The sequence below is a fragment of the Micromonospora sp. NPDC048907 genome, from assembly GCF_055586885.1.
Map to the genome: position 1 here is coordinate 419,088 of NZ_JBVJHI010000005.1, position 20,835 is coordinate 439,922.

Sequence of the window (20,835 nt, forward strand, 5' to 3'; positions counted from 1 at the left end):
CAATTGCTCGAATTTACTCGATGAACACCTTCACGGAGTCGGCCAGCCCGTCGTTTCGGTTGATGCCGACGAAGAATTCGCTCCCCACATGGGTGACATCTTCGATCTCGTCGGTCAAGTTGTTCCCCGGAATTCCGATGTCGCTCTCCACATCGCCTCCCGACCAGTTGTACTGGTACACCCAGTTCCACCCGGTAGCGGGCGTCGACGTGTTGATGGACTTGGTGTTCCAGATATAGTTCTCAGAACAGTCGATGCCCTGGTCGGAACGATTGTCGTGACTCGTCAGACTGCTCGTCGCCAGCGTCCATCCGCTCGTCAGCGCACCGGCGCCGGGATGGGTCCAGAGGCTACCCAACCGTCGGGCAGCATATTTGCCGGCTCCGCCGGCGGCCGTCGCGCTGTAGCAGAGGCCGCTGATGTTGCCTATCGGTAGACGCACTTCACCGGTTGCGCCAAAAGACCCGTCGGCGTTCAGGCGCACGACTGTCACCTTGTCGCTCAGGAAGGCGGACTGGCTCCCTTGGGTGGCGATCAAGGCCGGGCCCTGACCCAGATAGTTCGGGTTGTAGGCGAGGTCGTTGCCATGGCCGAGTGTGGGCACGGAGGTCGGTGACCCGGCGCAGACCCAGCTGGTTCCGTCCCAGGCTGAGCCGTCGCGCAACCACCTGGACAGGACAGGCTCCGCGCCGGCTGCCTTGGTGAAGACGATGTAGAGCTGGCCGCCCGGCCCTGCCACCATGCCTTGCATGACCGTGCGACCCGCCTTGCACGCACTGCTGTTCGGAATGTTCAGCCGTTCCGCCCCGGTCCTGTCCGTAGCAGCGTAGGCAGACGCTGCCGGGGCAATAGCGATTCCGATTGAGAGTGCGAGCACGGACGCGACGCTTGACAGCTTCTTCACTTCGGTGTCTCTCCTCCAAGGGTAAGGCGGGAGCAGCGTATCAGTTTATGCCCACCTGTCTATGTCCATCGTTGTGGCAGGGAAGCCGCGCTTCCCATACCGCTCAGCCTCGATGGTTCGAGCCCGCGCTCGGCTCCTTCCGCCCGACAGCGCTCAGTCGTCTTCGAGGTTTGCGGTGGTGGGGCCAGCGATGTTCAGAAAGTCAACGGTCAGCTATTCGGGGTAGCCGGTCCCCCTCGACGCAGGCCGGCGGGCCGGCCATTCGGACGCCGCGTCCACTTGCTAGCCTGGACTGGTGAACCGCCGCACCGACCTGTCGACCGGCGATCCGATCGGCGCTCGCGCTGACGGTGAGCGGGCCGACGCGGCCAGGAACCGGGCGCGGGTGCTTGCCGCCGCCCGGAAACTGTTCATCGACGGCGACCCTCGAAGCGTGACGATGGAGGACATCGCCCGCGCGGCCGGCGTAGGACGCGCGACTCTCTATCGGCGCTATCCGGACACCGCCTCGATCGCCCAGGCCCTGCTCGACGAGCACGAGCGCGGCCTTCAGCAGCGAATGATGTCCGGCCCCCCGCCGCTCGGTCCCGGCGCTCCACCCGCCGAGCGGCTGGCTGCGTTCTACGCCGCGATGGTGGAGTTGCTCGAGCAACACCTGCCGCTCGTGCTCGGTGCCGAGTTCGGGCCGGCGCGCTTCGCCACCGGGGCGTACGGCTTCTGGCGGGCACACGTGCGCGTGCTGCTGACCCAGGCCGCCGTGCCGCAGGTCGACGCGCTCGTCGACGCGCTGCTCGCACCGCTCGCTCCGGACGTCTACCAGTACCAGCGCGAGCAGCGTCGGCTTACCCCGGAGCAGATCGCCACCGCGCTGCGCGCCCTCGCCGTCAGCGTTTTCGGCGGCGGATGAGCCTGCGGGACGGGTCCCAGGGTCGCTGCCGACCCATCCCGCACGGCCAGTCCCCGTCAGGCTCGGGGAAAGCCGTCCGTGCCGGGCGGTCGTGCACGTGGAGATCGAGGTGATCCCCGGCTCTCACTCCGGGTTGGTGACACGGGCGAGCACGATGCCGCCGATGATCAGTGCCAGTGCGGCGAACCGGCCGATGCTGACCGGGTCCTTGTGCAGGACGATGCCCAGCGAGATCGCCCCGATCGCGCCGATGCCGGTGAAGACGGCGTATGCGGTGCCGACCGGCAGGTCCTGCATCGCCCGCGACAGCAGGTAGACGGCCGCGGCTCCGAGGACGAAACAGATCAGGGTCGGCAGCGGCCTGGTGAAGTTCTGGGTGGGCTTGATGCTCTGTGACCAGACGATCTCAACGAGGCCGGCCAGCACCAGAATCAGCCAACTCATCCGGCGCCCCCCGCCGTGACAGAGTCAGCGGCGGCCAGAAGGCGACCCAGGTCGAACGCCGCCCGCTTGGCTTCGGCGTACGAAGCAGCGTAGGACTCGCGCCACCTCTCCAGCGTCGGGTCGACGGTCGAGTTCACGAACTCGGCGTTGATGACGGTGACGTCGTCCACCTGGAAGTGACCTCGGAAGAAGTCACGCAGGTAACGCTCCTGGTGGTCGACCGGCTCACGGGGTGTGCCGGGTGCGTACGAGCCGCCGCGGGCCGAGACGACGACCACCTTGAGGTCCAACGAAGCGCGCGGGAACGTCACCTGATCGATCCACAACTTCAGGCTCGCCGGGATCGAGAAGTTGTACATCGGGACGCCGATGAGCAGCACATCGGCCGCGACCAGCTCGGTCAGCAACGGCTCGACGACCGCCCAGGCCTCCCGCTGCGCCGGGGTACGCACCCCCTCGACGAGGCGGTCCGGATCGGTGATCCCGTGCTCGAGGGCGTAGTCGCAGAGCTCGGTCCACGCCTCCCCGATCACCGGGACCGGATTCGCGGCGAGATCCCGGTAGGAGTAAGTGCTCTCCGGACTCGCCGCCCGCCACCCGTCGGCGAACAACCTGCCCAGCGCGCGGGAGTGTGAGGCACGGCGCGCGCTGGTGTCCAGGTGCAGCAGGTTGGCCATGACAGCTTTCCCCTTCTTCCCGGCATGCGGACACCGTGTCCGCTTGCGGGTGCCCACGCTAGCAACCAACTGGACGCAGCGTCCACTTATTGTCGCGCCGTGACCCCTCCACAACCCGGGTGATCGGTCCGGGAGTCTTGATCGCTGCCGAGTCTGCTGATTGGCTGGCCGGCATGACCGAGCTCGGACCCGTCGCCTGGCCGCCCGAGCCGGTCCGGACCGAGCGGCTCGTGCTCCGTGCGTCCGAGGCCCGTGACCGTGCGGCGTTCATCGAGCTGCTGGCGTCGCCGGAGGTGCACACCTATCTCGGCGGCCCGCGCCCGCGGGACGAGCTCGAGCGGGAGCTGCCCGCGGTGCCCGAGCGCCGGCCCGGGAGTTTCGTCGTCGATCTCGACGGGACGATGATCGGCCAGATCCTGCTCCGGAGAGCAACGGAGCACCGGCGCCCGGCTGCCGCGGGGAAGGCCGACCTCGGTTACCTGTTCCTGCCGCGGGCGTGGGGATCCGGGTACGCCGCCGAGGCGTGCGCGGCGGCACTGGACTGGTTCGACGGTGTGCTTCCCGGCGAGCCGGTGGTGCTCACCACCCAGACCGCCAACGTCGGGTCTATGCGCCTCGCGGCGAAGCTGGGATTCACCGAGGTGGAGCGGTTCCAGGCCTGGGACGCCGAGCAGTGGCTCGGCCAGCGGTCCCCGGTCCCGCCGTCTGCCTGACCTCGGGTTCGATAGCAGCACCGGGACACGCCGAGGAGCACGGCGACGGCTCAAGCCGGGCCGGAGCCGTCGCCGCGGTCCCCGTCGTCAGTCGCGCGCCCAGCGGCCGACGACGGCCGCCGCGCCGCCACCCCGGCGTCCGGGCTCGGCTGCGGCGACCAGCCGGCCGTCCGCCAGGAACTCGATGCCGGTCGCCGCGCCGATCTCCGCGGTTGGCGAGAATGCGTGGCCCGGCGGGAGGCCGCTGGCGTACCGGGTGACGAAGTCCGGCTCCGCCTGGGTGCTGGCGCTGTTGCGCTGCGAGGCCCGCGGCGCGGCGAGGGCCTGCGGCAGTGTCATGCCCCGGTCGATCCGGTTCACCAGCATCTGCAGGACGGTGGTGATGATCGTCGCGCCGCCGGGCGAGCCGACGGCCAGGAACGGCCGGCCGTCGGCCAGCACGATCGTGGGTGACATGGAGCTGCGCGGGCGCTTGCCCGGCCCCGGCAGGTTCGGGTCGGGCGCGGCGCCCTGGGTCGGCGCGAAGTTGAAATCGGTCAGCTCGTTGTTGAGCAGGAATCCCCGTCCGGGCACGACCATGCCGTTGCCGCCGGTCGCCTCGATGGTCAGCGTGTACTCGACCACGTTGCCCCACCGGTCGGCCACGGTCAGGTTGGTGGTGCCGGTGCGGTCGTCGCGGACGTCGGCGACCGCCGCCGCCGAGCAGCCGCCGTAGGCGCCGTCGGGGACGCCGGGCGCGACCGGCTTGGGCAGCGCCGCCGACGGGTCGATGAGGCAGGCCCGCTCCTTGGCGTACGCGTCGCTGAGCAGCTCGCGGAGCACGTTTCGCTGCGTGCGGTCACCGACGTACCGGTTGCGGTCGGCGAACGACAGCGCGCTGGCCTCCAGGTATTGGTGCATCGCCTGGGTCGCGGTCATGGACCCCAGGTCGAACTGCTCGAGGATGTTGAGCGCCTCCCCCACGGCGGTGCCGCCGCTGGACGGCGTGGGCATGCCGTACACCTCGAGGCCGCGGTAGTCCGACCGGGTCGGCGCGGGGAAGCGGGTGCGGTATGCGGCGAGGTCGGCGGCGGTCATGCCGGCGGGCCGGATCGGGTACGGCCACGAGCCGACCGGCTGCGCGGCCACCGGCGGGTGCTGCACGGTCGCGACCACATCGCGACCGACCTCGCCGCGGTAGAGGACGTCGGTGCCCCGCTTGGCGATCAGCCGGTACGTCTCGGCGAGGTCCGGGTTGCGGAAGGTGCTGCCGACCGCCGGCGGCTGCCCGCCGGGCAGGTACAGCGTGCTGGTCGAGCTGAACTGGCCGAACGCCGCCTGGTTCCCGGCGATCTGACCAGCGAAGGTCTCGTCGACGGGGAAGCCGTCCTCGGCGACCCGCGCGGCGGGCGTGAGGAGCTGCGCGAGCGAACGGGTGCCCCAGCGGTCCAGCGCGTCCTGCCAGGTGAGCAGGGTGCCCGGGACGCCGACCGAAAGCCCGCTGATCCGGGCCTCGTCGAACCAGTAGGGCGCTCCGGTGGCCGGGTCGATGAAGGTGGTCTCGCCCATCGAGGCCGGTCCGGCCTCGCGGCCGTCGATGGTGTGCACCCGCCGGCTCTTCGCATCGTAGTAGACGAAGAAGCCCCCGCCGCCGATGCCGGCCGAGAAGGGTTCGGTGACGCCGAGCGTCGCGGCGGCGGCGACCGCCGCGTCGACCGCGTTGCCGCCGCGCCGCAGCACCTGCAGGCCGACGGCCGTGGCGGTGGCATCCACGGTGGAGACCGCTCCCCCGTAGCCGACGGCCACCGGCTCCTTCGGCGGCGCGGCCGGCTTCGCCTGGGCGGGAACGGTGTTCGCGGCCACGAGCGTGGCCAGAGCGACGGTCGCGGTGACGAGGGCCCGAGGTCTCATCTGGCCTCCCAGATCGACATGAGTGAACCTCCTGCCTACTCCACCGATCGAGGGCGGGCAACCCGAGGACCGAGCGTGTGCCGGCCCCCTGCACGGCACTGTCCACCACCGGGTTGACCGGTGTTCCGCCAGCCGCCTACAGTGCTTTAAACCATCGGGTTGAAAGGACGGGACGGATGACCACGGATGCGCTGTCCCGGGCCTTCGCCGCCCTCGCGGATCCGACCCGGCGCGACCTGGTGGCCCGACTGGCGAAGGGCGACGCGACCGTGAGCCAGCTGGCCGAGCCGTACCGGATGACGCTGCAGGCCGTCTACAAGCACCTGCGGGTGCTCGAGAACGCCGGGCTGGTCAGCCGGCCGAGCGGGCCGCAGCCCCGGCCGGTGCGCCTGGAGGCCCAGGCCTTCGACCTCATGGACACCTGGATCGAGCGCCACCGGAGCCGCGTCGAGCAGCGCTATCGCCGCCTCGACGCCGTCCTGGCGGAGATGGAAGGAGACGAGCATGGACCGGATCACGGAGACAGCGATCGAGGCCGACCCCAGGCTGCCGGTCATCCGGACGAGTCGTGACTTCGCGGCGCGACCCGAGCAGCTGTTCCGCGCCCACACCGATCCCGTGTTGTTCGCCCGGTGGGTGGGCCCCGATGCCACGGCCACCCGGATCGACCACTGGGACGCGTCCACCGGCGGCAGCTGGCGGTACGCCTCGACGCACGGCGGCACGGAGTACCGGTTCCGTGGCTGCTTCCACGACGTACGGCCGGACCGCATCGTGCAGACCTTCACGTTCGAGGGCGAGCCAGACGGAGTCGCGCTGGAGACGTTGTGGTTCGAGGACCTGGGTGACGGCCGTGCGCGGCTGCGGACCCAGTCCCTGGTGGACAGCTTCGAAGGCCGCGACGCGTGGCTGCGCAGCGGCATGGAGGTCGGCGTCAACGAGGGCTACGCGAAGCTCGAAAGGATGATCACCGATGGCGCTGTCTGACCGCCCGGCCGAGCGGCACCGCCAGGTTGCTGGGCTGTTCACCGACCGGGTCCGCGGCACCCGATCGTGGGACGCGCCAGCCCCGGTCGCCGGCTGGACCGCCCGCGATGTCGTGCGTCACCTGACCGAATGGTTCCCCGGCTTTCTCGCCTCCGGCGCCGGCATCGAACTGCCCAAGGGGCCGTCCGTCGACGAGGACCCGGTCGCCGCCTGGCAGATCCACGGCGACGCCGTGCAGGCGGTGCTCGACGACCCGGAGACGGCGCACCGCCACCTCACCAATCCCCACCTCGGCAGCCTGCCGCTGGCGGCCGCGATCGACCGGTTTTACACCACCGACGTGTTCATGCACACCTGGGATCTCTCCCGGGCCACCGGCCAGGACGACACGCTGGACCCGGAGTTCTGCGCCGAACTCCTCGGTGGGATGGAGCAGATGGAGGAGGTCATCCGCTCCTCCGGCCAGTACGGCCCGCGAGTGGCGGTGCCCGAGCACGCGGATGCCCAGACCGCACTGCTGGGTTTCATCGGCCGCGACCCGTTCTGGTCGGAGCCATAAGCCGAACCCCGCCTGGCCAGACGCCCACACGTCCATCGTGAACTGCCCGGTCCTTGTCGTCGCGGCTCTCGAACGCGGTGACGTCCTACTCGGCCGGCCGCGACCCGATCGCTACTGTGGCTGCTCGCCGCGCGCCTGGCCGGGCCAGGTCTGCGTCGCGGGGCTGTACTGCGGCGCGGCGGCAGGGTACGGCGGATACTGCGGCGGTCCGGCCTGCGGGTAGGGCGGGTGGGCCTGGTGGGTCTGCGGCCCGGGGCCCGGCTGCAGGGCCGCGACCTGCTCGACGAAGCGGTCGTGCGCGCGGCGAACGTGCAGGGTGTTGCCGTCGTTGGACACGTATCCGGAGGCGATCGGGCCGTTGGCGGCGGCTGGCCACGCCGAGCCCCGCGATGAGCAGCAGCACGAAGAGCAGCACGATCGCGCCGGCGGTCGAGTCGTTCTGCGCTGTCAGGGCGGACAGCGCCACCGCGCCGACGACCGCGAGCACCACCAGGCCGACGCCGATGAGCAGGCGGCGGGTGCGCAACCGGCCGCAGTCGGCGCAGAACGGCCAGGTCGGGGCCGGCCTTGACGCGCTTCTGCAGCACAGCCCTCGGGTACGACTCCGGCGGTGACCGCCTGAGCGGGGAGATCGACTGTCATGGCGTCTCCATCGGAGGGGTCTGCGGCGTGGGCCGTCGCATCGCGGGCTGTATCCGGAAACGGCGCCGGCCAATCGCCGGTCGACCCGGCGCCGCTAGCCGGCGAGCACGTCCACGGCGAGGTCCCGCACCACCGACTCGTCCACCTCGACACCGAGCCCAGGCCCGGTCGGCACCCGCGCGATCCCGTCCTTCACCTCGACCGTCGCTCCTGTGGCGTACGACGAGGTGAGGAACTGCCGCCCGTTGAGGTCGACGGGCGTGTCGATGCCGTACGCGGCGAACAGGTGCAGCGAGGCGGCCAGCCCCAGGTCGGAGTCGGTGAGCCCGGAGCCCATGAGCCGCACCCCGGCGTCCTCGGCGAACGCGCAGAGCCGCCGCGACAGCGTCAGCCCGCCGCTGCGCTGCACCTTGGCGATGGCCACGTCGACCGCGTCGAGCTTCACGAAGGTCGCCAGGTCGCTGGGGTGGCGCAGGCTCTCGTCGAGGGCGACGGGAATCGGTGAGGACTCCCGCAGCCGGCGCTGCCCGGCCACGTCGTTGGCGGGCAGCGGCTGCTCGAAGGTGGTGACGTCGTACTCGGCCAGCCGGCGGGCCATCCGCAGCGCCCCGTCGACGGTGTAGCCCTGGTTGGCGTCCACCCAGAGCGCCGCGTCGGGCGCGGCCTCCCGGACCGCCCGCACCACGGCGGCGTCCTCGGCCTCGCTGTGCAGGCCGACCTTCACCTTGAACGCCCGGTAGCCGAGGTCGGCGCCCTCCGCGACGGCGTCGGCGACCTCCCCGGCGGTCTGCCCGGAGACGATCCAGCCGAGGTCGATGGTCTCCCGGCGGCGCTGCCCCCACAGCACCCCGACCGGTACGCCGAGAGCGCGGCCGAGCAGGTCGTGCAGGGCGATGTCGACCGCGCTCTTGGCCAGGGGTGAGCCGATGGTGAAGCCGCGGTTGATCGCGCGGTCGAAGGCGGTGGTGACGCCGTCGAGGTCCCAGGCGGGGCGGCCGAGGATGGCCGGGGCGAGGTAGCGGTCGATGGTGGTGACGATGGATTCGGCGGTCTCGTAGGTCCAGGCCGGGATCGGGGTCGCCTCGCCCCAGCCGGTGACGCCACCGGCGGTGACCTTGACGAGCACGCGGATGCTGGGCGTGCCGGCGACGGCGACCGAGCCGCCGGAGACGCCGAACGAGCGGATGGTGGGCAGCGCGACGGCGTACGTCCGGACCGCGTCGATGGTGAGGCCGGCGAGCGGGGTCACGAGCCCACCTTCGCCGTGCTGCCGCGCAGGACCACCTCGCCGCCCATCCGCAGGAGCCGCCGTCGTCGCCCGTTGTTCTCGGTCAGCGCCAGCTCCATGGCCTTCTCCCCGAGGCGTTGCAGCGGCAGCGCCACAGTCGTCAGCGCCGGGGTGAGGTCACGGACGATCGGGATGTCGTCGAACCCGGCGACGGAGATGTCGTTCGGGACGGACAGGCCCTGGTCCCGCAGCGCCGCGCAGGCGCCGATCGCCATCACGTCGGTCAGGGCGAACACGCAGGTGGCCGCCGAGCCCCGGGCCAGCAGCTCGGTCATCGCGCCGTACCCGCCGTCGCGGGTGAAGGGGCCCTCGACGATGTCGGCCGGGTCGAGCGCCACGCCGGCCTTGGCCAGCTCGTCACGGAAGCCGCCGAGCCGGTCGGCGACGGTGGTGAGCGCCCGCGGCCCGGAGAGCACGGCGAAGCGGCGGTGGCCGAGGTCGAGCAGGGCGCGGGCCATGGCGGCGGCGCCGGCCCGGTTCTCCGGCAGCACGCTGTCGACCTTGAGGCTGCGGTGCCGGCTGACCACGGCGACCCGGCCGCCACCGTCCAGGTAGGGCTTCAGCTCGGCCTCCAGGGCCCGCTCCCAGCGGGCGTCCTCGAAGCCGGAGCCGATCAGCAGGATGGCCGGGGCGCGCTCGGCGCGCAGCATCGACACGTACGCGATCTCGCGCTCCGGGTCGCGGAAGGTGCTGGCCAGCATGACGAGCAGGTCGTTGTCCCCGGCGACCCGCATGACGCCGCCGGCGATGGCGGCGAAGTAGGGGTCGGTGACGTCGTGGCAGATGACGCCGACGGTGCGGTGGGAGGCGCCGGCGAGGGCGCGGGCGTGCGCGTTGGGGGTGTAGGCCAGCTTCTCCGCGGCGGCCAGGACGCGGTCGCGCAGTTGCGGGGTGACCCGCATGCCGTTGAGCGCCCGGGAGGCCGTGGCCAGCGAGACGTCGGCGGCTCTGGCCACGTCTTCCAAGGTCACGTGCGCCCGTGGCTGCATCGAGTTCCCCCTGCGGAAGTTCTTGACCGGATTATTTCGGCGTGGTTACCGTAGCACCCTGAAAGCGCTTACTGAAAGCGCATTCAGGGCCGCTTCCCCGCCCTCACCGGGGTCGTCCGGCCCTGCCGACGGCACGCGCCTACCCAGCGGCTGAGTACCCGGAAACCGCCGGCCAGCCAGGGAGAACGGAGGGTCATGGCCGCGCAGAGCACCATCGAGCAACGGGAGCGCACCGCTCCCGCCGGCGCCACCACGTCGGCCGCCCGCCGACCGGGCGGGGCCGGCGCCGGCCTGCTCCGGTTCGCCCGGAACACCTGGCGCCCGGCCGCGGTCCTCGTGGCCATCCTCCTCGTCTGGTGGGTGGTCACCGCCGCGGACCTGGTGAAGCCATATCTGGTTCCCTCACCCGGCACGACGCTGGACGTCGTCCTCGCCCAGCCGGGCTACTTCGCGCACCACACCTGGATCACCACGTACGAGACGGTGCTGGGCTTCGCCATCGCCATCGTGGTCGGCGTGCTCTCCGCCGTGGTCATGGTCTACTCCCCCACCGTCGAGAAGAGCCTCTACCCGCTGCTGCTGTTCGCCCAGGTCATCCCGAAGATCGCGATCGCGCCGCTGTTCATCGTGTGGCTCGGCTTCGGGCTCTCGCCCAAGGTCGTCGTCGCGGTCCTCATGGCCTTCTTCCCGATCGTCATCTCCACGGTCACCGGCATGAAGTCAATCGACCCGGAGATGCTGCAACTGTCGGCGACCATGGGCGCCGGCCAGGTCCAGACGTTCCGGAAGATCCGGTTCCCGGCCGCCCTGCCGCACCTGTTCTCCGGCCTGAAGGTCGCCGCCACCATGGCCGTCACGGGCGCCGTCGTCGGTGAGTTCGTCGGCGCCAACGAGGGCCTCGGCTACGTGATTCTGCAGGCCAACGGCAACCTCGACACCCCGACCCTCTTCGCCGGGCTGATCATCATGTCCCTGCTCGGCGTGATCCTCTTCGTCGTCGTGGAACTGCTGGAGTACCTCGTGCTGCCCTGGCACGCCAGCCGCCGCACCGACGCCGCCACCACCACCCTGTGAACAGGAGAACCCTCGGATGAAGTTGCGTACTTTCGCCGCCGCGCTCCTGCCGGCACTCCTTCTGGCCACCACCGCCTGCGGCTCGTCCTCGGACAAGCAGGAGAAGAACGCGCAGGGCCTCGACAAGGTCACCCTGACCCTCAACTGGTACCCGTACGGTGAGCACGCGCCCTTCTACCTGGGCAAGAAGCAGGGCATCTACGCCAAGCACGGCATCGACCTGACCATCCAGGCCGGGCAGGGCTCGCAGAAGACCGTGCAGGCCACCGCCGCCGGGCAGACCGACTTCGGCTGGGCCGACACCCCGGCGCTGCTGTCGGCCGTCGGCCAGGGGATGGACGTCAAGAGCGTCGGCGTCTTCCTGCAGACCACCCCGTCGTCGGTGCAGTTCTTCAGCGACAAGAACATCGCCTCCCCCGCCGACCTCAAGGGCAAGACCATCGCCTCCACGGCCGGCGACGCGCTGAGCAAGACCTTCCCGGCGTTCCTCAAGGCCAACGGTCTCGCCGCCGGCGACGTGACCCTGCAGAACACCGACCCGGCCGGCAAGATGGCCGCCGTCATGTCGGGCAAGACCGACGCGCTGCTCGGCTTCGCCACCGACCAGGGCCCGACCATGCAGGAGAAGGCCGGCAAGCAGGTCTCCTACCTGAAGTTCGCCGAACACGGCCTGAGCTTCTACAGCAACGGCCTGATCGCCTCGGCCGACACCATCAAGAACAAGCAGGACCTGGTCAAGCGGATGGTCGCGGCCAGCAGCGAGGCGTGGTCCGCCGCCGAGAAGGACGCGGCCGGCGCGGTCGCGGCCATGGCCGGCGCCTCCCAGCAGCTGCCGTCGGAGAAGGTGCTGACCGACCAGTTCAACGCCACGCTGCAGCTGCTGCACACCGACGCCACCAAGGGCCAGGCCCCCGGCGTCAACGACGAGGCCGACTGGCAGAAGACCATCACCGTCTTCGCCGACGCCGGCGTGATCACCAAGGCGGAGTCCCCGTCGGCCTACTGGGACGCGAGCTTCGCTCCGAAGGGATGAGACCGATGACGGTCGGCAACACCACCACGCAGCGCTCCGCGGACGCCACGGCGACCGGCGCCACGGTCGAGATCGACGAGGTCGCCGTCCGGTTCCACACCAAGAAGAAGGACGTCACGGCGCTGCGCGACGTCTCGCTGCGGATCGCGCCGGGCGAGTTCGTCGCCATCGTCGGCGCCTCCGGCTGCGGCAAGTCCACGCTGCTCAAGCTGGTGTCCGGCCTGCTGCGGCCGTCGTCGGGCCGGGTCCGCCTGCACGGCGAGGACGTGCGGGGGCCGCGGCGCGACATCGGGTACGTCTTCCAGCGCGCCGCGCTGCTGGAGTGGCGCACGGCCCGGCGCAACGTCCTGCTTCAGGCCGAGATGCGCGGCATGCCCAAGGCGCAGGCCCGCCAGCGCGTCGACGAGCTGATCGCGATGACCGGGCTGACCGGCTTCGAGGACGCGTACCCGAACGAGCTCTCCGGTGGCATGCAGCAGCGCGTGGCCCTGTGCCGCGCGCTGCTGCACCGCCCCCCGGTGCTGCTCATGGACGAGCCGTTCGGGGCGCTCGACGCCCTCACCCGGGAGCAGATGAACGTCGAACTGCGGCGGATCTGGCGGGAGACCGGGACCACCGTCCTGCTGGTCACCCACTCCATCGCCGAGGCGGTCTACCTGGCCAACCGGGTGATCGTCATGACCCCTCGACCCGGCACCGTCGCCGAGGTCATCGATGTCGACCTCCCCGTCGAGCGGGACTACGGCCAGACCATGTCGGCGCCGGAGTTCGCCCGCGCCACGGGACGCATCCGGGACCTCCTGGGTGCGACGACGACCGCCGAATAACCACTGGAAGGACACACACGTGGAGCGCACGTCTATCGGGATCATCCTCAACGGGGTGACCGGCCGGATGGGGTACCGGCAGCACCTGGTCCGGTCCCTGCTCGCCATCCGCGAGCAGGGCGGCCTGCCCGCCCGCGACGGCAGCCGCATCTGGCCCGAGCTGACCCTGGTCGGCCGCAACGAGGCCAAGCTCGCCGAGATCGCCGCCCGGCACGGGCTGACGTCGTACACGACCGACCTGGACGCCGCGCTCGCCGACGACTCCCACCAGATCTACTTCGACGCGCAGGTGACCGCGCAGCGGGAGAAGGCCATCCGGGCGGCCATTGAGGCCGGGAAGCACATCTACACCGAGAAGCCGCTCGCCGAGGGGCTGACCGGCTCGCTGGAACTGGCCCGGCTCGCCGCCGCCAGGGGCGTCAAGAACGGCGTCGTGCAGGACAAACTGTTCCTCCCCGGCCTGCGCAAGCTCAAGCGGCTGGTCGACAGCGGCTTCTTCGGGCGGATCCTGTCCGTGCGCGGCGAGTTCGGCTACTGGGTGTTCGAGGGTGACTGGCAGGACGCCCAGCGGCCGAGCTGGAACTACCGCGCCGAGGACGGCGGTGGCATCACCGTGGACATGTTCCCGCACTGGCACTACGTGCTGGAGCAGATCTTCGCCCCGGTCACCGCGGTGACCGCCCACATCGCCACGCACATCCCCGAGCGGGTCGACGAGACCGGCCAGACCTACCGGGCCACCGCCGACGACGCCGCGTACGGCATCTTCGAGCTGGCCGGCGGCATCACCGCGCAGATCAACTCCTCCTGGGCGGTCCGGGTCTACCGGGACGAGCTGGTCGAGTTCCAGGTCGACGGCACGCACGGCAGCGCCGTGGCCGGGCTGCGCGAGTGCCGCATCCAGCACCGCGGCGCCACCCCCATGCCGGTGTGGAACCCGGACCTGCCGGTCACCGAGCCCTTCCGGGCCCAGTGGCAGACCGTCCCCGACAACGACGACTTCGACAACGGGTTCAAGGTGCAGTGGGAGGCGTTCCTGCGGCACGTCGTCGACGGCGAGCCGTTCCCGTGGGACTTCCTGGCCGGCGCCCGCGGCGTCCAGCTCGCCGAGGCCGGGCTGCTCTCGGCCCGGGAGGGACGGCGGGTCGAGATCGAGGAGATCCGGCTGTGACCGTCCGCATCACCCTCCCCCGCCCCGACGGGGGCGCCGAGGAGCTGACCCTGCGCGAGCCGGCCGGCTGGCAGCGGCCGGCCACCCCGCCGGCCAGCCGGATCGCGTACGCCGCGGCGCACGTGGTCGCCGACCCGCACGCGGACAACGCGCCCGGCCGGCCCGCCCGGCTGGACTGGGACGCCACCCTGGCCGTCCGGCGCAACCTCTGGTCCTGGGGTCTCGGCGTCGCCGAGGCCATGGACACCGCCCAGCGCGGCATGGGGCTGGACTGGGCGGCGACCCGGGAGCTGATCCGGCGCAGCGCCGCCGAGGCCGCCGCCTGCGGCGGGCGCATCGTCGCCGGGGCGGCCACCGACCAGCTCACCGGCCTGCCGGACACCCTCGACGAGGTCGTCGGCGCGTACGCCGAGCAGGTCGCCTTCGTGCAGGAGTGCGGCGCGACCCCCGTGGTGATGGCCAGCCGGCAGCTCGCCGCGCTGGCCACCGGGCCCGACGACTACCTGCGCGTCTACGAGCAGGTGCTGCGGGAGACGTCCACGCCGGTGGTGCTGCACTGGCTCGGCGACATGTTCGACCCGGCCCTCGCCGGCTACTGGGGGTCGGCCGACCTCGACGAGGCGACCAAGACGTTCGTGGCGCTCGTGCAGGCGCACGCCGACCGGATCGACGGCGTGAAGGTCTCGCTGCTCGACGCCGCCCGCGAGGTGCGGCTGCGCGAGCTGCTGCCGCCCACGGTGAAGGTCTACACCGGCGACGACTACCACTATCCGGAGCTGATCGCCGGTGACGGCCGCCGGTCCAGCCACGCGCTGCTCGGCGCGTTCGCGGCCATCGCACCGGCCGCGTCGGCGGCGCTGCAACGCCTCGACGCCGGTGACACGGCGGGCTTCCGGGAGATCCTGGACCCGACGGTGCCGCTGTCCCGGCAGGTCTTCGCCCCGCCGACGCAGTACTACAAGACCGGCATCGCCTTCCTGTCCTGGCTCAACGGCTTCCAGCCCGGCTTCACGATGGTGGGCGGCCTGCAGAGCGGGCGCAGCGTGCCGCACCTGGTGGACGTGTTCCGGCTGGCCGACGCCGCCGGGCTGCTGCTGGACCCGGACCTGGCCGTCGCGCGGATGCGCCGGTACCTGTCCGTTGCCGGGGTGTCGGCATGAGCGCCCCGGTTGACCCGCGGCTGGCGAAGCTGTCGCTGAACCAGCGCACCACCGAGTCCTGGTCGGTGCGGGAGGCCGTCGAGGGCTGCGTCCGCGCCGGCATCCCGGCGATCGGGCTGTGGCGGGAGCCGGTGGCCGAGATCGGGGTGGCCGCCGCCGCGAAGCTCGTCGCCGACGCGGGCCTGCGGGTGTCCTCGCTGTGCCGGGGCGGGTTCCTCACCGCCGGCGGCGAGGCCGGCCGGGCCGCGCTGGAGGACAACCGGCGCGCCATCGACGAGGCCGCCGGGCTGGGCACGGACTGCCTGGTCATGGTCGTCGGCGGCCTGCCACCCGGCTCCCGCGACCTGATCGGCGCCCGGCGGCGGGTGGCCGACGCCCTCGCCGAGCTGGCCCCGTACGCGGGTGAGCGGGGCGTGCGCCTGGCGCTGGAGCCGTTGCACCCCATGTACTGCGCGGACCGCGCGGTGCTGTCCACCCTGGGGCAGGCGATCGACCTGGCCGAACCGTTCCCGGTCGCGCAGGTGGGGGTGGTGGTGGACACCTTCCACATCTGGTGGGACCCGGACGTCTGGCGGCAGATCGCCCGCGCCGGTGACCGCATCGCGAGCTTCCAGGTCTGCGACTTCCTCACTCCGCTCCCGGCCGATGTGCTGCTCGGCCGGGGCATGATGGGCGACGGGCACATCGACTTCCCGCCGATCCGGCGGGCCGTCGAGGCGGCCGGCTACACCGGCGACACCGAGGTGGAGATCTTCAACGCCGAGGTGTGGGCGACCGACCCGGACGAGGTCCTCGCCACCATGAAGGACCGCTACCTCCAGCTCGTCCTCGCCGACTGATGCGGGTCGTCGTCGCGCCCGACTCGTTCAAGGGCTCCGCCACCGCCGACGAGGCGGCCCGCGCCCTGGCCCGCGGCTGGCTGGCCCACCGGCCCGGCGACGACGTACGGCTGCTCCCCCTGGCCGACGGCGGCGAAGGCACGCTCGACGCCTTCGCCGCCGCCCGGCCCGACGCGCGGCGGCGCTCCGTGACCGTGCCCGGACCCGACGGCCGGCCGGTCAGCGCCGACTGGCTGCTGCTGCCGGACCGGACCGCCGTGCTGGAACTGGCCCGGTCCAGCGGGCTGCCACTGATGGCCTCCCCGGACCCGCTCGGCGCGCACACCTTCGGGCTCGGCGCCGTGGCCCGGGCCGCCCTCGACGCCGGGGCGACCCGGCTCGTGATCGGCCTCGGCGGCTCCGCGTCCACCGACGGCGGCACCGGCGCACTGCGTGCCCTCGGGCTGCGGCTGCACGACGACCGGGGCACGGACCTGCCGCTCGGCGGCGCGGCGCTGGCCCAGCTTGCCCGCATCGACACCTCCGATCTGGTGCCCGCGCCGCCCGGCGGCGTGCGGCTGCTGGTCGACGTCACCGCGCCGCTGACCGGCCCGGCCGGCGCCGCCGCCGTCTTCGGGCCGCAGAAGGGCGCGCAGCCGGTGGACGTGACGCTGCTCGACGCCGCGCTGCGCCGGTTCGCCGGACTGGCCGGCGGCGACCCCGACGAGCGGGGGGCAGGCGCTGCGGGCGGCACCGCGTACGGCCTGGCCGCCCTGTGGGGGGCCACCATCGTGCCGGGCGCGACGACCATCGCCGACCTGGTCGGGCTGCCCGACGCGCTCGCCGGCGCGGACGTGGTGCTCACCGGCGAGGGGCGGTTCGACGAGACCTCGCTGACCGGCAAGGTGGTCGGCTCGCTGCTCGATGCGGCCGCGTCCGCCGGCGTACCCGTCGCGGTGGCCGCCGGGCAGGTCGCCGGCCCGGTTCCGGGGTCGGTGACGGCGGCGGTGTCCCTGGTGGAACTCGCCGGCTCGCTCGACGCGGCCCTGAAGGGCCCGACGACATGGCTGGTCGAGGCCGGCGAGGCGCTGTCCCGGCGGCTGACCCGCGGGTAGCACATGCTCCTCGCCGCATCTGCGCGTCGCGGTGCTCGCCGGTGACTGCACGGAACCGTCAGGAGTAGCGAAATTCAGCCGGCGACACCGTCGCGGTGCCGCAGGTCGGTGGAGTTCCCGCGCATTCCACCCAGTGGTCCGTCCCGGCCATGACCCGATAGCCGTGCGGACTGATGAAGCCGGTTGTCCGGAAGGGCTGGCCGTGGTTGGTGACCTCGACGTTCTGCGACTCGCCGCCTACGACGAGGTCGAGGTCGATGACCCACTCGACCGTGCCCCTGGTGGTGGCGTTCAGCTCGAAGACCTCGGTCTCTCCCTTTGCGAGGGTGAACCCGAAGAGCGGCAGCCGACCGTCCACCTTGGTGGCGTAGTCGGCCGACGGAACCGCCTCGTCCAGATCCATGGCAACCTGCCGCGGCGTGACGGTGCCCTGGCCGCCGCCACAGGTCAGCGAGGTGCCGCCCGGCTGAGGATTCGTCGAACGCCTGATGATGCGTGCTCGCATCCCCTGGATGAGCACACCCTTGTCGGACAGGCCCTGCGTCACCAGCCGCACCCTGGTGGCCCCCTGATCGACCCCGCCGTTGCGATGCGCCCAGTCCACAATCGAGGGGCAGTCGATCGGCGGGTGTGTGGCGGGACGTGCATCGGTGGGCATGACGAACGAGAACACGTCGTTTCCCCAGGCCGGCACGGTCGCGGGGTTGCTCTCCACGTTGATCGCGATCGCCCGCTCGTCCTGCGGGTCGAGCTTCTTGGGGACGTAGATGCCCGCAGCGGCGCCGATGACCGCCAGGACGGTGCCGCCGACCACGAACCACCATCCCTTGGTGATGGACTGCAGCATCCGCCGCCGAGGGCTCAGTTCTTGCCGCGCGGCAGGATCTTCACGCGGACGCCGTCGGGTATCGACCAGACCTGCCCGCCCTCGCCTCCGTCGAGAAGCAGCCATTTCCCGTCCTCCGTGAAGTGCGGCTCCACACCGAAATACCGCACGTGATGGTCACCGTTCAACGGCGGACGCTCAGGCAGCGTCCAGACCCGCTGCTCGCGCCGACCCGCCACATCCCACAGCGACAGCTTGTTGTCCGGAATCACCAGGGCCACCAGGCTTCCGGCCCGGTCCACCGCGCCCGTGTCGGCCCCGCAGCCGCACGGCACCCAGGTGAGCTTCTGGCTCTGCACCGCCCAATGGAGGAATCCGTCGCTGCCCGCCGCCACAACCTGCTTCCCGTGATCGAACACGGCGAGCGATCCCGAGTACCAGTAGGAACCCGGGTCGTTGGACACCTCAATCTTCGGCGGCACCGGTGAGGTGATCCATTTGCCCGTCGCCACGTCGATCACCACGAGGCGTCCGTTGCGGACCTTCTGGTAGTCCTCCCGGCCGACCAGGTAGGCGCTGTCGGTGGAGAAGCGAATGCTCTCCACGGGCGGGGTGAACAGAGCCTTCGGCCGCTTCGTCGTCAGGTCATAGATGATCACCGTATCGGGATGCGCCACGGCGAGGTAATGCCCGTCCGGCGAGAAGTCGGCGCCGAGGATACGCTCCGCGGCGGTGCCGAAGCGGCCGAACTCTTCGCCGTCCCGGGTGACCACCATCCATTCGTTGAGGTGCTTGGCCTCGAATCGTCCATCCCGGCTGAGATAATGATCAAGCTGGCGCCACGACAGGTCGAAGGCCTCGGCCGGCATCGTGATCGACGTCGGTGACGCCTGGGTGGTGACGATCGCGTCGGACCCGTCGGAGGTCGTCTGCTGGGGATTCGATTGGCATGCCGCCAGACAGGCCAGCATCGCGACGCCCGCAACCAGTCGCACCGACGCCCTCCCCCTGACACCGCCGCACATCCTCGCAGTACTCTATGAAACCTCGTCAAGGTCAGCGGCGGCGCAGCTCGATCGCTGTCCAAGAATGCCGCCTGGTGCCTCGATCCGATCAGCGAGCGCGAGCCGGCCGCAGGGGTGGCGGTCGCTCGGTTCAGCTCAGGCCGGCCGCCCGCCGAACGCCCAGTCTTGCACCTCGATCTCGGCGTACCGGTCCGAGGTCAGAACGGCGTGCGCCTCGTCCCGATCCGACGCCACGACCAACGCGGCCGTGCCCAGCCACCGGACCCCGTCGTCGGAGAGCAGCGGGCCGTACGCGATCAGGTCGCGCAGGTCGTGCGGAAGGCTGAGATCGGCCGCCTCCCCTGCGCCGAGACCGAGCACCAGGTAGCGGTTGCCGCCGGTCCGGCCTCCGGGGAAGTCCCACATGGTGCGCCCGAGCAGATTGCGCCACCGGCGCAGCAGCACGTCCCGGTAGACACCGGCCTGGTAGTTGGGCTCCTCGAACGCGAAGGCCCGGGCGGCGGCGGGGTCGGGCAGGTCGAGGATGTGCAGGCTGCCGGTGGGGGTCGTGCCATCGGCGGCGAAGGTCGGGCCGCGGGCGATCATCTGCGCCGCGTACCGGTCCATGTATGACCAGTGGTCCTCCAACAACTCTCTGCGCAGCGCCATCGAGTCGGGTCGGTCGCGGTGGTAGCAGAGGAACGCCATGCACACATCTTTGTCCGTCTACGTCAATCCCGGGAGCTGGTGACGCAGGGGCGCGAGCTGCACGGTCCACGTCCGGGCTGTGCCGACGACCGCAATTGCCCGGCAGAGGAGGTCGCAGCCCAGCTGGGGACTTCCTTCGGCGAAGCCGCGGTTGATGAAGCTGATCGCTCTCGGGTGGTCGCCCTCGTCAAGAGCCTTCTCCAGCCCGGCGGTCAGGACCGCGGCGAGCGCGGCGTGAAAGCTGTCCGCCCCTTTTTCGCGAAGGGTCTTGGTGGGCTCACGCAGTGGTGACGGAGAGACCGTGGGCGGGGCTAACACGAAAGTCATGTCCTTCTCCTGGGGGTGTCGGTGCTGCTCGGTCAGGCCAGCCGGATTGGCGCTCACCTGCCGCAGCCGGGCCGCAACGGCCCCGTCGTGCCGGGCCACCGGACGCCAGCCGCGCCTCTGGTTCTGGTCGTGTGCGTCGTGGCGTCGCTGGTCGTCGTGTTCGACGGACACGTCGTCCGTCAGCACACTGACGTGTCCGCGGCGATCGGATGATCTGCCAACGCTCGGCCCTCACACCTCGACGTCGTCCTGGGGACACTGCCGAGACCTGGGCAGCACGCCCGGTAGGCGCTGGCCCGCCAACGAATGTTGACGAACTGATCCACGGCCCACTCTACGCGCACCACACGCGACGGTGCCGCTGCCAGCTCACCAGCGACGAGCGCGACTGTCTCTCGCGCGGTGCGTCGGGCCGCGCGAGTCGACCGGGGAACTCGTGACAGCACGCCACTGCACCTGGCATCTCCACTCGACTAGCTTCTACGGCATGGCAACTACGGTGCTACGCGTCCGGCTCATCGGCGGCGATCGCATGGACCTCACGTACGACGAACCGGGCGTCTCCGACGAGGACGAACTCGTGGAACACGTGATCTCGACGCTGGCGCAGGAGTCGGGAGTGCTGCGGACCAGACACGGTGATCGGCTCGTCGTGCTCTACGGCCGAGGCGTCGCGGCGATCGAAGTTGCCCCTCGCGGTGCCGTGCTGTGACGCGCCGCGCGCACAAGTGGCGTGGATCGACCGATTCTGTGTTACGGTTGCCCGGTTGCA

Annotated in this window: 24 protein-coding genes; 13 read left to right on the plus strand and 11 right to left on the minus strand. The window is 71.2% G+C overall.

From position 1 onward, the window contains the following. Nucleotides 1–13: 13 nt before the first annotated feature. Nucleotides 14–904 (minus strand): hypothetical protein, encoded by an 891-nt coding sequence (locus ACZ6PY_RS19960; RefSeq protein WP_466074207.1) that lies wholly within the window; start codon nt 902–904, stop codon nt 14–16. A gap of 295 nt (nt 905–1,199) precedes the next feature. Here ACZ6PY_RS19960 and ACZ6PY_RS19965 point away from each other — a divergent pair, with 295 nt between their 5' ends. After that, nucleotides 1,200–1,811: a helix-turn-helix domain-containing protein gene (locus ACZ6PY_RS19965; RefSeq protein WP_466074209.1), complete on the plus strand. Its 612-nt coding sequence runs from the start codon at nt 1,200–1,202 to the stop codon at nt 1,809–1,811. A gap of 123 nt (nt 1,812–1,934) precedes the next feature. Here ACZ6PY_RS19965 and ACZ6PY_RS19970 read toward each other — a convergent pair whose 3' ends face one another. Together ACZ6PY_RS19970 and ACZ6PY_RS19975 are read right to left on the minus strand one after the other, a co-directional pair. Beyond that, a complete protein-coding gene (locus ACZ6PY_RS19970; RefSeq protein ID WP_466074211.1) occupies nt 1,935–2,255 on the minus strand; it encodes a DMT family transporter in 321 nt (106 codons plus the stop codon). Further along, nucleotides 2,252–2,932 (minus strand): FMN-dependent NADH-azoreductase, encoded by a 681-nt coding sequence (locus ACZ6PY_RS19975; RefSeq protein ID WP_466074212.1) that lies wholly within the window; start codon nt 2,930–2,932, stop codon nt 2,252–2,254. Before ACZ6PY_RS19975 ends, ACZ6PY_RS19970 begins: the two co-directional genes overlap by 4 nt. Before the next feature lie 173 nt (nt 2,933–3,105). Between ACZ6PY_RS19975 and ACZ6PY_RS19980 the strand changes: the two genes are divergently transcribed. Beyond that, nucleotides 3,106–3,645, plus strand: coding sequence for a GNAT family N-acetyltransferase (locus ACZ6PY_RS19980; RefSeq protein WP_466074214.1), 540 nt, complete (start codon nt 3,106–3,108; stop codon nt 3,643–3,645). An 87-nt stretch (nt 3,646–3,732) separates the two neighbouring features. Here ACZ6PY_RS19980 and ggt read toward each other — a convergent pair whose 3' ends face one another. Next, nucleotides 3,733–5,535, minus strand: coding sequence for a gamma-glutamyltransferase (gene ggt / locus ACZ6PY_RS19985; protein ID WP_466074216.1), 1,803 nt, complete (start codon nt 5,533–5,535; stop codon nt 3,733–3,735). Between the two features lie 176 nt (nt 5,536–5,711). On the opposite strand from ggt, the gene ACZ6PY_RS19990 reads away from it, so the two are divergent. Genes ACZ6PY_RS19990 through ACZ6PY_RS20000 form a run of 3 tightly spaced genes read left to right on the plus strand, consistent with a single transcriptional unit; the run spans nt 5,712 to nt 7,081 of the window. After that, a complete protein-coding gene (locus ACZ6PY_RS19990) occupies nt 5,712–6,107 on the plus strand; it encodes an ArsR/SmtB family transcription factor (RefSeq protein ID WP_466074218.1) in 396 nt (131 codons plus the stop codon). Beyond that, nucleotides 6,040–6,522 carry an SRPBCC domain-containing protein gene (locus ACZ6PY_RS19995; protein ID WP_466074220.1) on the plus strand — a complete coding sequence of 161 codons (483 nt, stop codon included), beginning with the start codon at nt 6,040–6,042 and terminating at the stop codon, nt 6,520–6,522. Before ACZ6PY_RS19990 ends, ACZ6PY_RS19995 begins: the two co-directional genes overlap by 68 nt. Continuing rightward, nucleotides 6,509–7,081 carry a TIGR03086 family metal-binding protein gene (locus ACZ6PY_RS20000; protein ID WP_466074222.1) on the plus strand — a complete coding sequence of 191 codons (573 nt, stop codon included), beginning with the start codon at nt 6,509–6,511 and terminating at the stop codon, nt 7,079–7,081. The genes ACZ6PY_RS19995 and ACZ6PY_RS20000 overlap by 14 nt, the downstream gene beginning before the upstream one ends. A gap of 111 nt (nt 7,082–7,192) precedes the next feature. On the opposite strand, the gene ACZ6PY_RS20005 is transcribed toward ACZ6PY_RS20000, so the two are convergent. From ACZ6PY_RS20005 to ACZ6PY_RS20015, 3 genes are all read right to left on the minus strand, one after another. Beyond that, on the minus strand, nt 7,193–7,417 hold the full coding sequence (locus ACZ6PY_RS20005) for a hypothetical protein (RefSeq protein WP_466074224.1): 225 nt from the start codon (nt 7,415–7,417) through the stop codon (nt 7,193–7,195). A gap of 400 nt (nt 7,418–7,817) precedes the next feature. After that, on the minus strand, nt 7,818–8,972 hold the full coding sequence (locus ACZ6PY_RS20010) for a mandelate racemase/muconate lactonizing enzyme family protein (RefSeq protein ID WP_466074226.1): 1,155 nt from the start codon (nt 8,970–8,972) through the stop codon (nt 7,818–7,820). Beyond that, nucleotides 8,969–9,967: a LacI family DNA-binding transcriptional regulator gene (locus tag ACZ6PY_RS20015; protein ID WP_466074228.1), complete on the minus strand. Its 999-nt coding sequence runs from the start codon at nt 9,965–9,967 to the stop codon at nt 8,969–8,971. The genes ACZ6PY_RS20010 and ACZ6PY_RS20015 overlap by 4 nt, the downstream gene beginning before the upstream one ends. A gap of 228 nt (nt 9,968–10,195) precedes the next feature. Between ACZ6PY_RS20015 and ACZ6PY_RS20020 the strand changes: the two genes are divergently transcribed. From ACZ6PY_RS20020 to ACZ6PY_RS20050, 7 genes are read left to right on the plus strand one after another with little or no spacing between them, the layout of a single operon-like run. Continuing rightward, entirely contained in the window at nt 10,196–11,074 is an 879-nt protein-coding gene (locus ACZ6PY_RS20020; RefSeq protein ID WP_466074229.1) for an ABC transporter permease, read from the plus strand. A gap of 16 nt (nt 11,075–11,090) precedes the next feature. Continuing rightward, nucleotides 11,091–12,107: an ABC transporter substrate-binding protein gene (locus ACZ6PY_RS20025; protein ID WP_466074231.1), complete on the plus strand. Its 1,017-nt coding sequence runs from the start codon at nt 11,091–11,093 to the stop codon at nt 12,105–12,107. Nucleotides 12,108–12,112: 5 nt separating this feature from the next. After that, a complete protein-coding gene (locus tag ACZ6PY_RS20030) occupies nt 12,113–12,934 on the plus strand; it encodes an ABC transporter ATP-binding protein (protein WP_466074233.1) in 822 nt (273 codons plus the stop codon). Nucleotides 12,935–12,953: 19 nt separating this feature from the next. Continuing rightward, nucleotides 12,954–14,105, plus strand: coding sequence for a Gfo/Idh/MocA family protein (locus tag ACZ6PY_RS20035; RefSeq protein ID WP_466074235.1), 1,152 nt, complete (start codon nt 12,954–12,956; stop codon nt 14,103–14,105). Beyond that, complete coding sequence (locus ACZ6PY_RS20040; protein ID WP_466074237.1) at nt 14,102–15,265, plus strand: dihydrodipicolinate synthase family protein; 1,164 nt, start codon at nt 14,102–14,104, stop codon at nt 15,263–15,265. The genes ACZ6PY_RS20035 and ACZ6PY_RS20040 overlap by 4 nt, the downstream gene beginning before the upstream one ends. After that, the gene (locus ACZ6PY_RS20045; protein ID WP_466074238.1) at nt 15,262–16,104 is read left to right on the plus strand and encodes a sugar phosphate isomerase/epimerase family protein; all 843 of its coding nucleotides are present in this window, start codon (nt 15,262–15,264) and stop codon (nt 16,102–16,104) included. The genes ACZ6PY_RS20040 and ACZ6PY_RS20045 overlap by 4 nt, the downstream gene beginning before the upstream one ends. Further along, the gene (locus ACZ6PY_RS20050) at nt 16,104–17,198 is read left to right on the plus strand and encodes a glycerate kinase (protein WP_466074240.1); all 1,095 of its coding nucleotides are present in this window, start codon (nt 16,104–16,106) and stop codon (nt 17,196–17,198) included. Before ACZ6PY_RS20045 ends, ACZ6PY_RS20050 begins: the two co-directional genes overlap by 1 nt. A 58-nt stretch (nt 17,199–17,256) precedes the next feature. On the opposite strand, the gene ACZ6PY_RS20055 is transcribed toward ACZ6PY_RS20050, so the two are convergent. The 4 genes from ACZ6PY_RS20055 to ACZ6PY_RS20070 all read right to left on the minus strand — a co-directional run bounded on the left by ACZ6PY_RS20055 (nt 17,257) and on the right by ACZ6PY_RS20070 (nt 20,249). Beyond that, nucleotides 17,257–18,045 carry a hypothetical protein gene (locus tag ACZ6PY_RS20055; protein WP_466074241.1) on the minus strand — a complete coding sequence of 263 codons (789 nt, stop codon included), beginning with the start codon at nt 18,043–18,045 and terminating at the stop codon, nt 17,257–17,259. A gap of 14 nt (nt 18,046–18,059) precedes the next feature. Beyond that, a complete protein-coding gene (locus ACZ6PY_RS20060) occupies nt 18,060–19,019 on the minus strand; it encodes a WD40 repeat domain-containing protein (protein WP_466074242.1) in 960 nt (319 codons plus the stop codon). Nucleotides 19,020–19,184: 165 nt separating this feature from the next. Continuing rightward, nucleotides 19,185–19,736, minus strand: a complete 552-nt coding sequence (locus ACZ6PY_RS20065) for a YciI family protein (RefSeq protein ID WP_466074244.1) — start codon at nt 19,734–19,736, stop codon at nt 19,185–19,187. 18 nt (nt 19,737–19,754) lie between these two features. After that, the gene (locus ACZ6PY_RS20070) at nt 19,755–20,249 is read right to left on the minus strand and encodes a hypothetical protein (protein WP_466074245.1); all 495 of its coding nucleotides are present in this window, start codon (nt 20,247–20,249) and stop codon (nt 19,755–19,757) included. Between the two features lie 301 nt (nt 20,250–20,550). Here ACZ6PY_RS20070 and ACZ6PY_RS20075 point away from each other — a divergent pair, with 301 nt between their 5' ends. Then, nucleotides 20,551–20,775, plus strand: coding sequence for a hypothetical protein (locus ACZ6PY_RS20075; protein ID WP_466074247.1), 225 nt, complete (start codon nt 20,551–20,553; stop codon nt 20,773–20,775). Nucleotides 20,776–20,835: the final 60 nt, after the last annotated feature.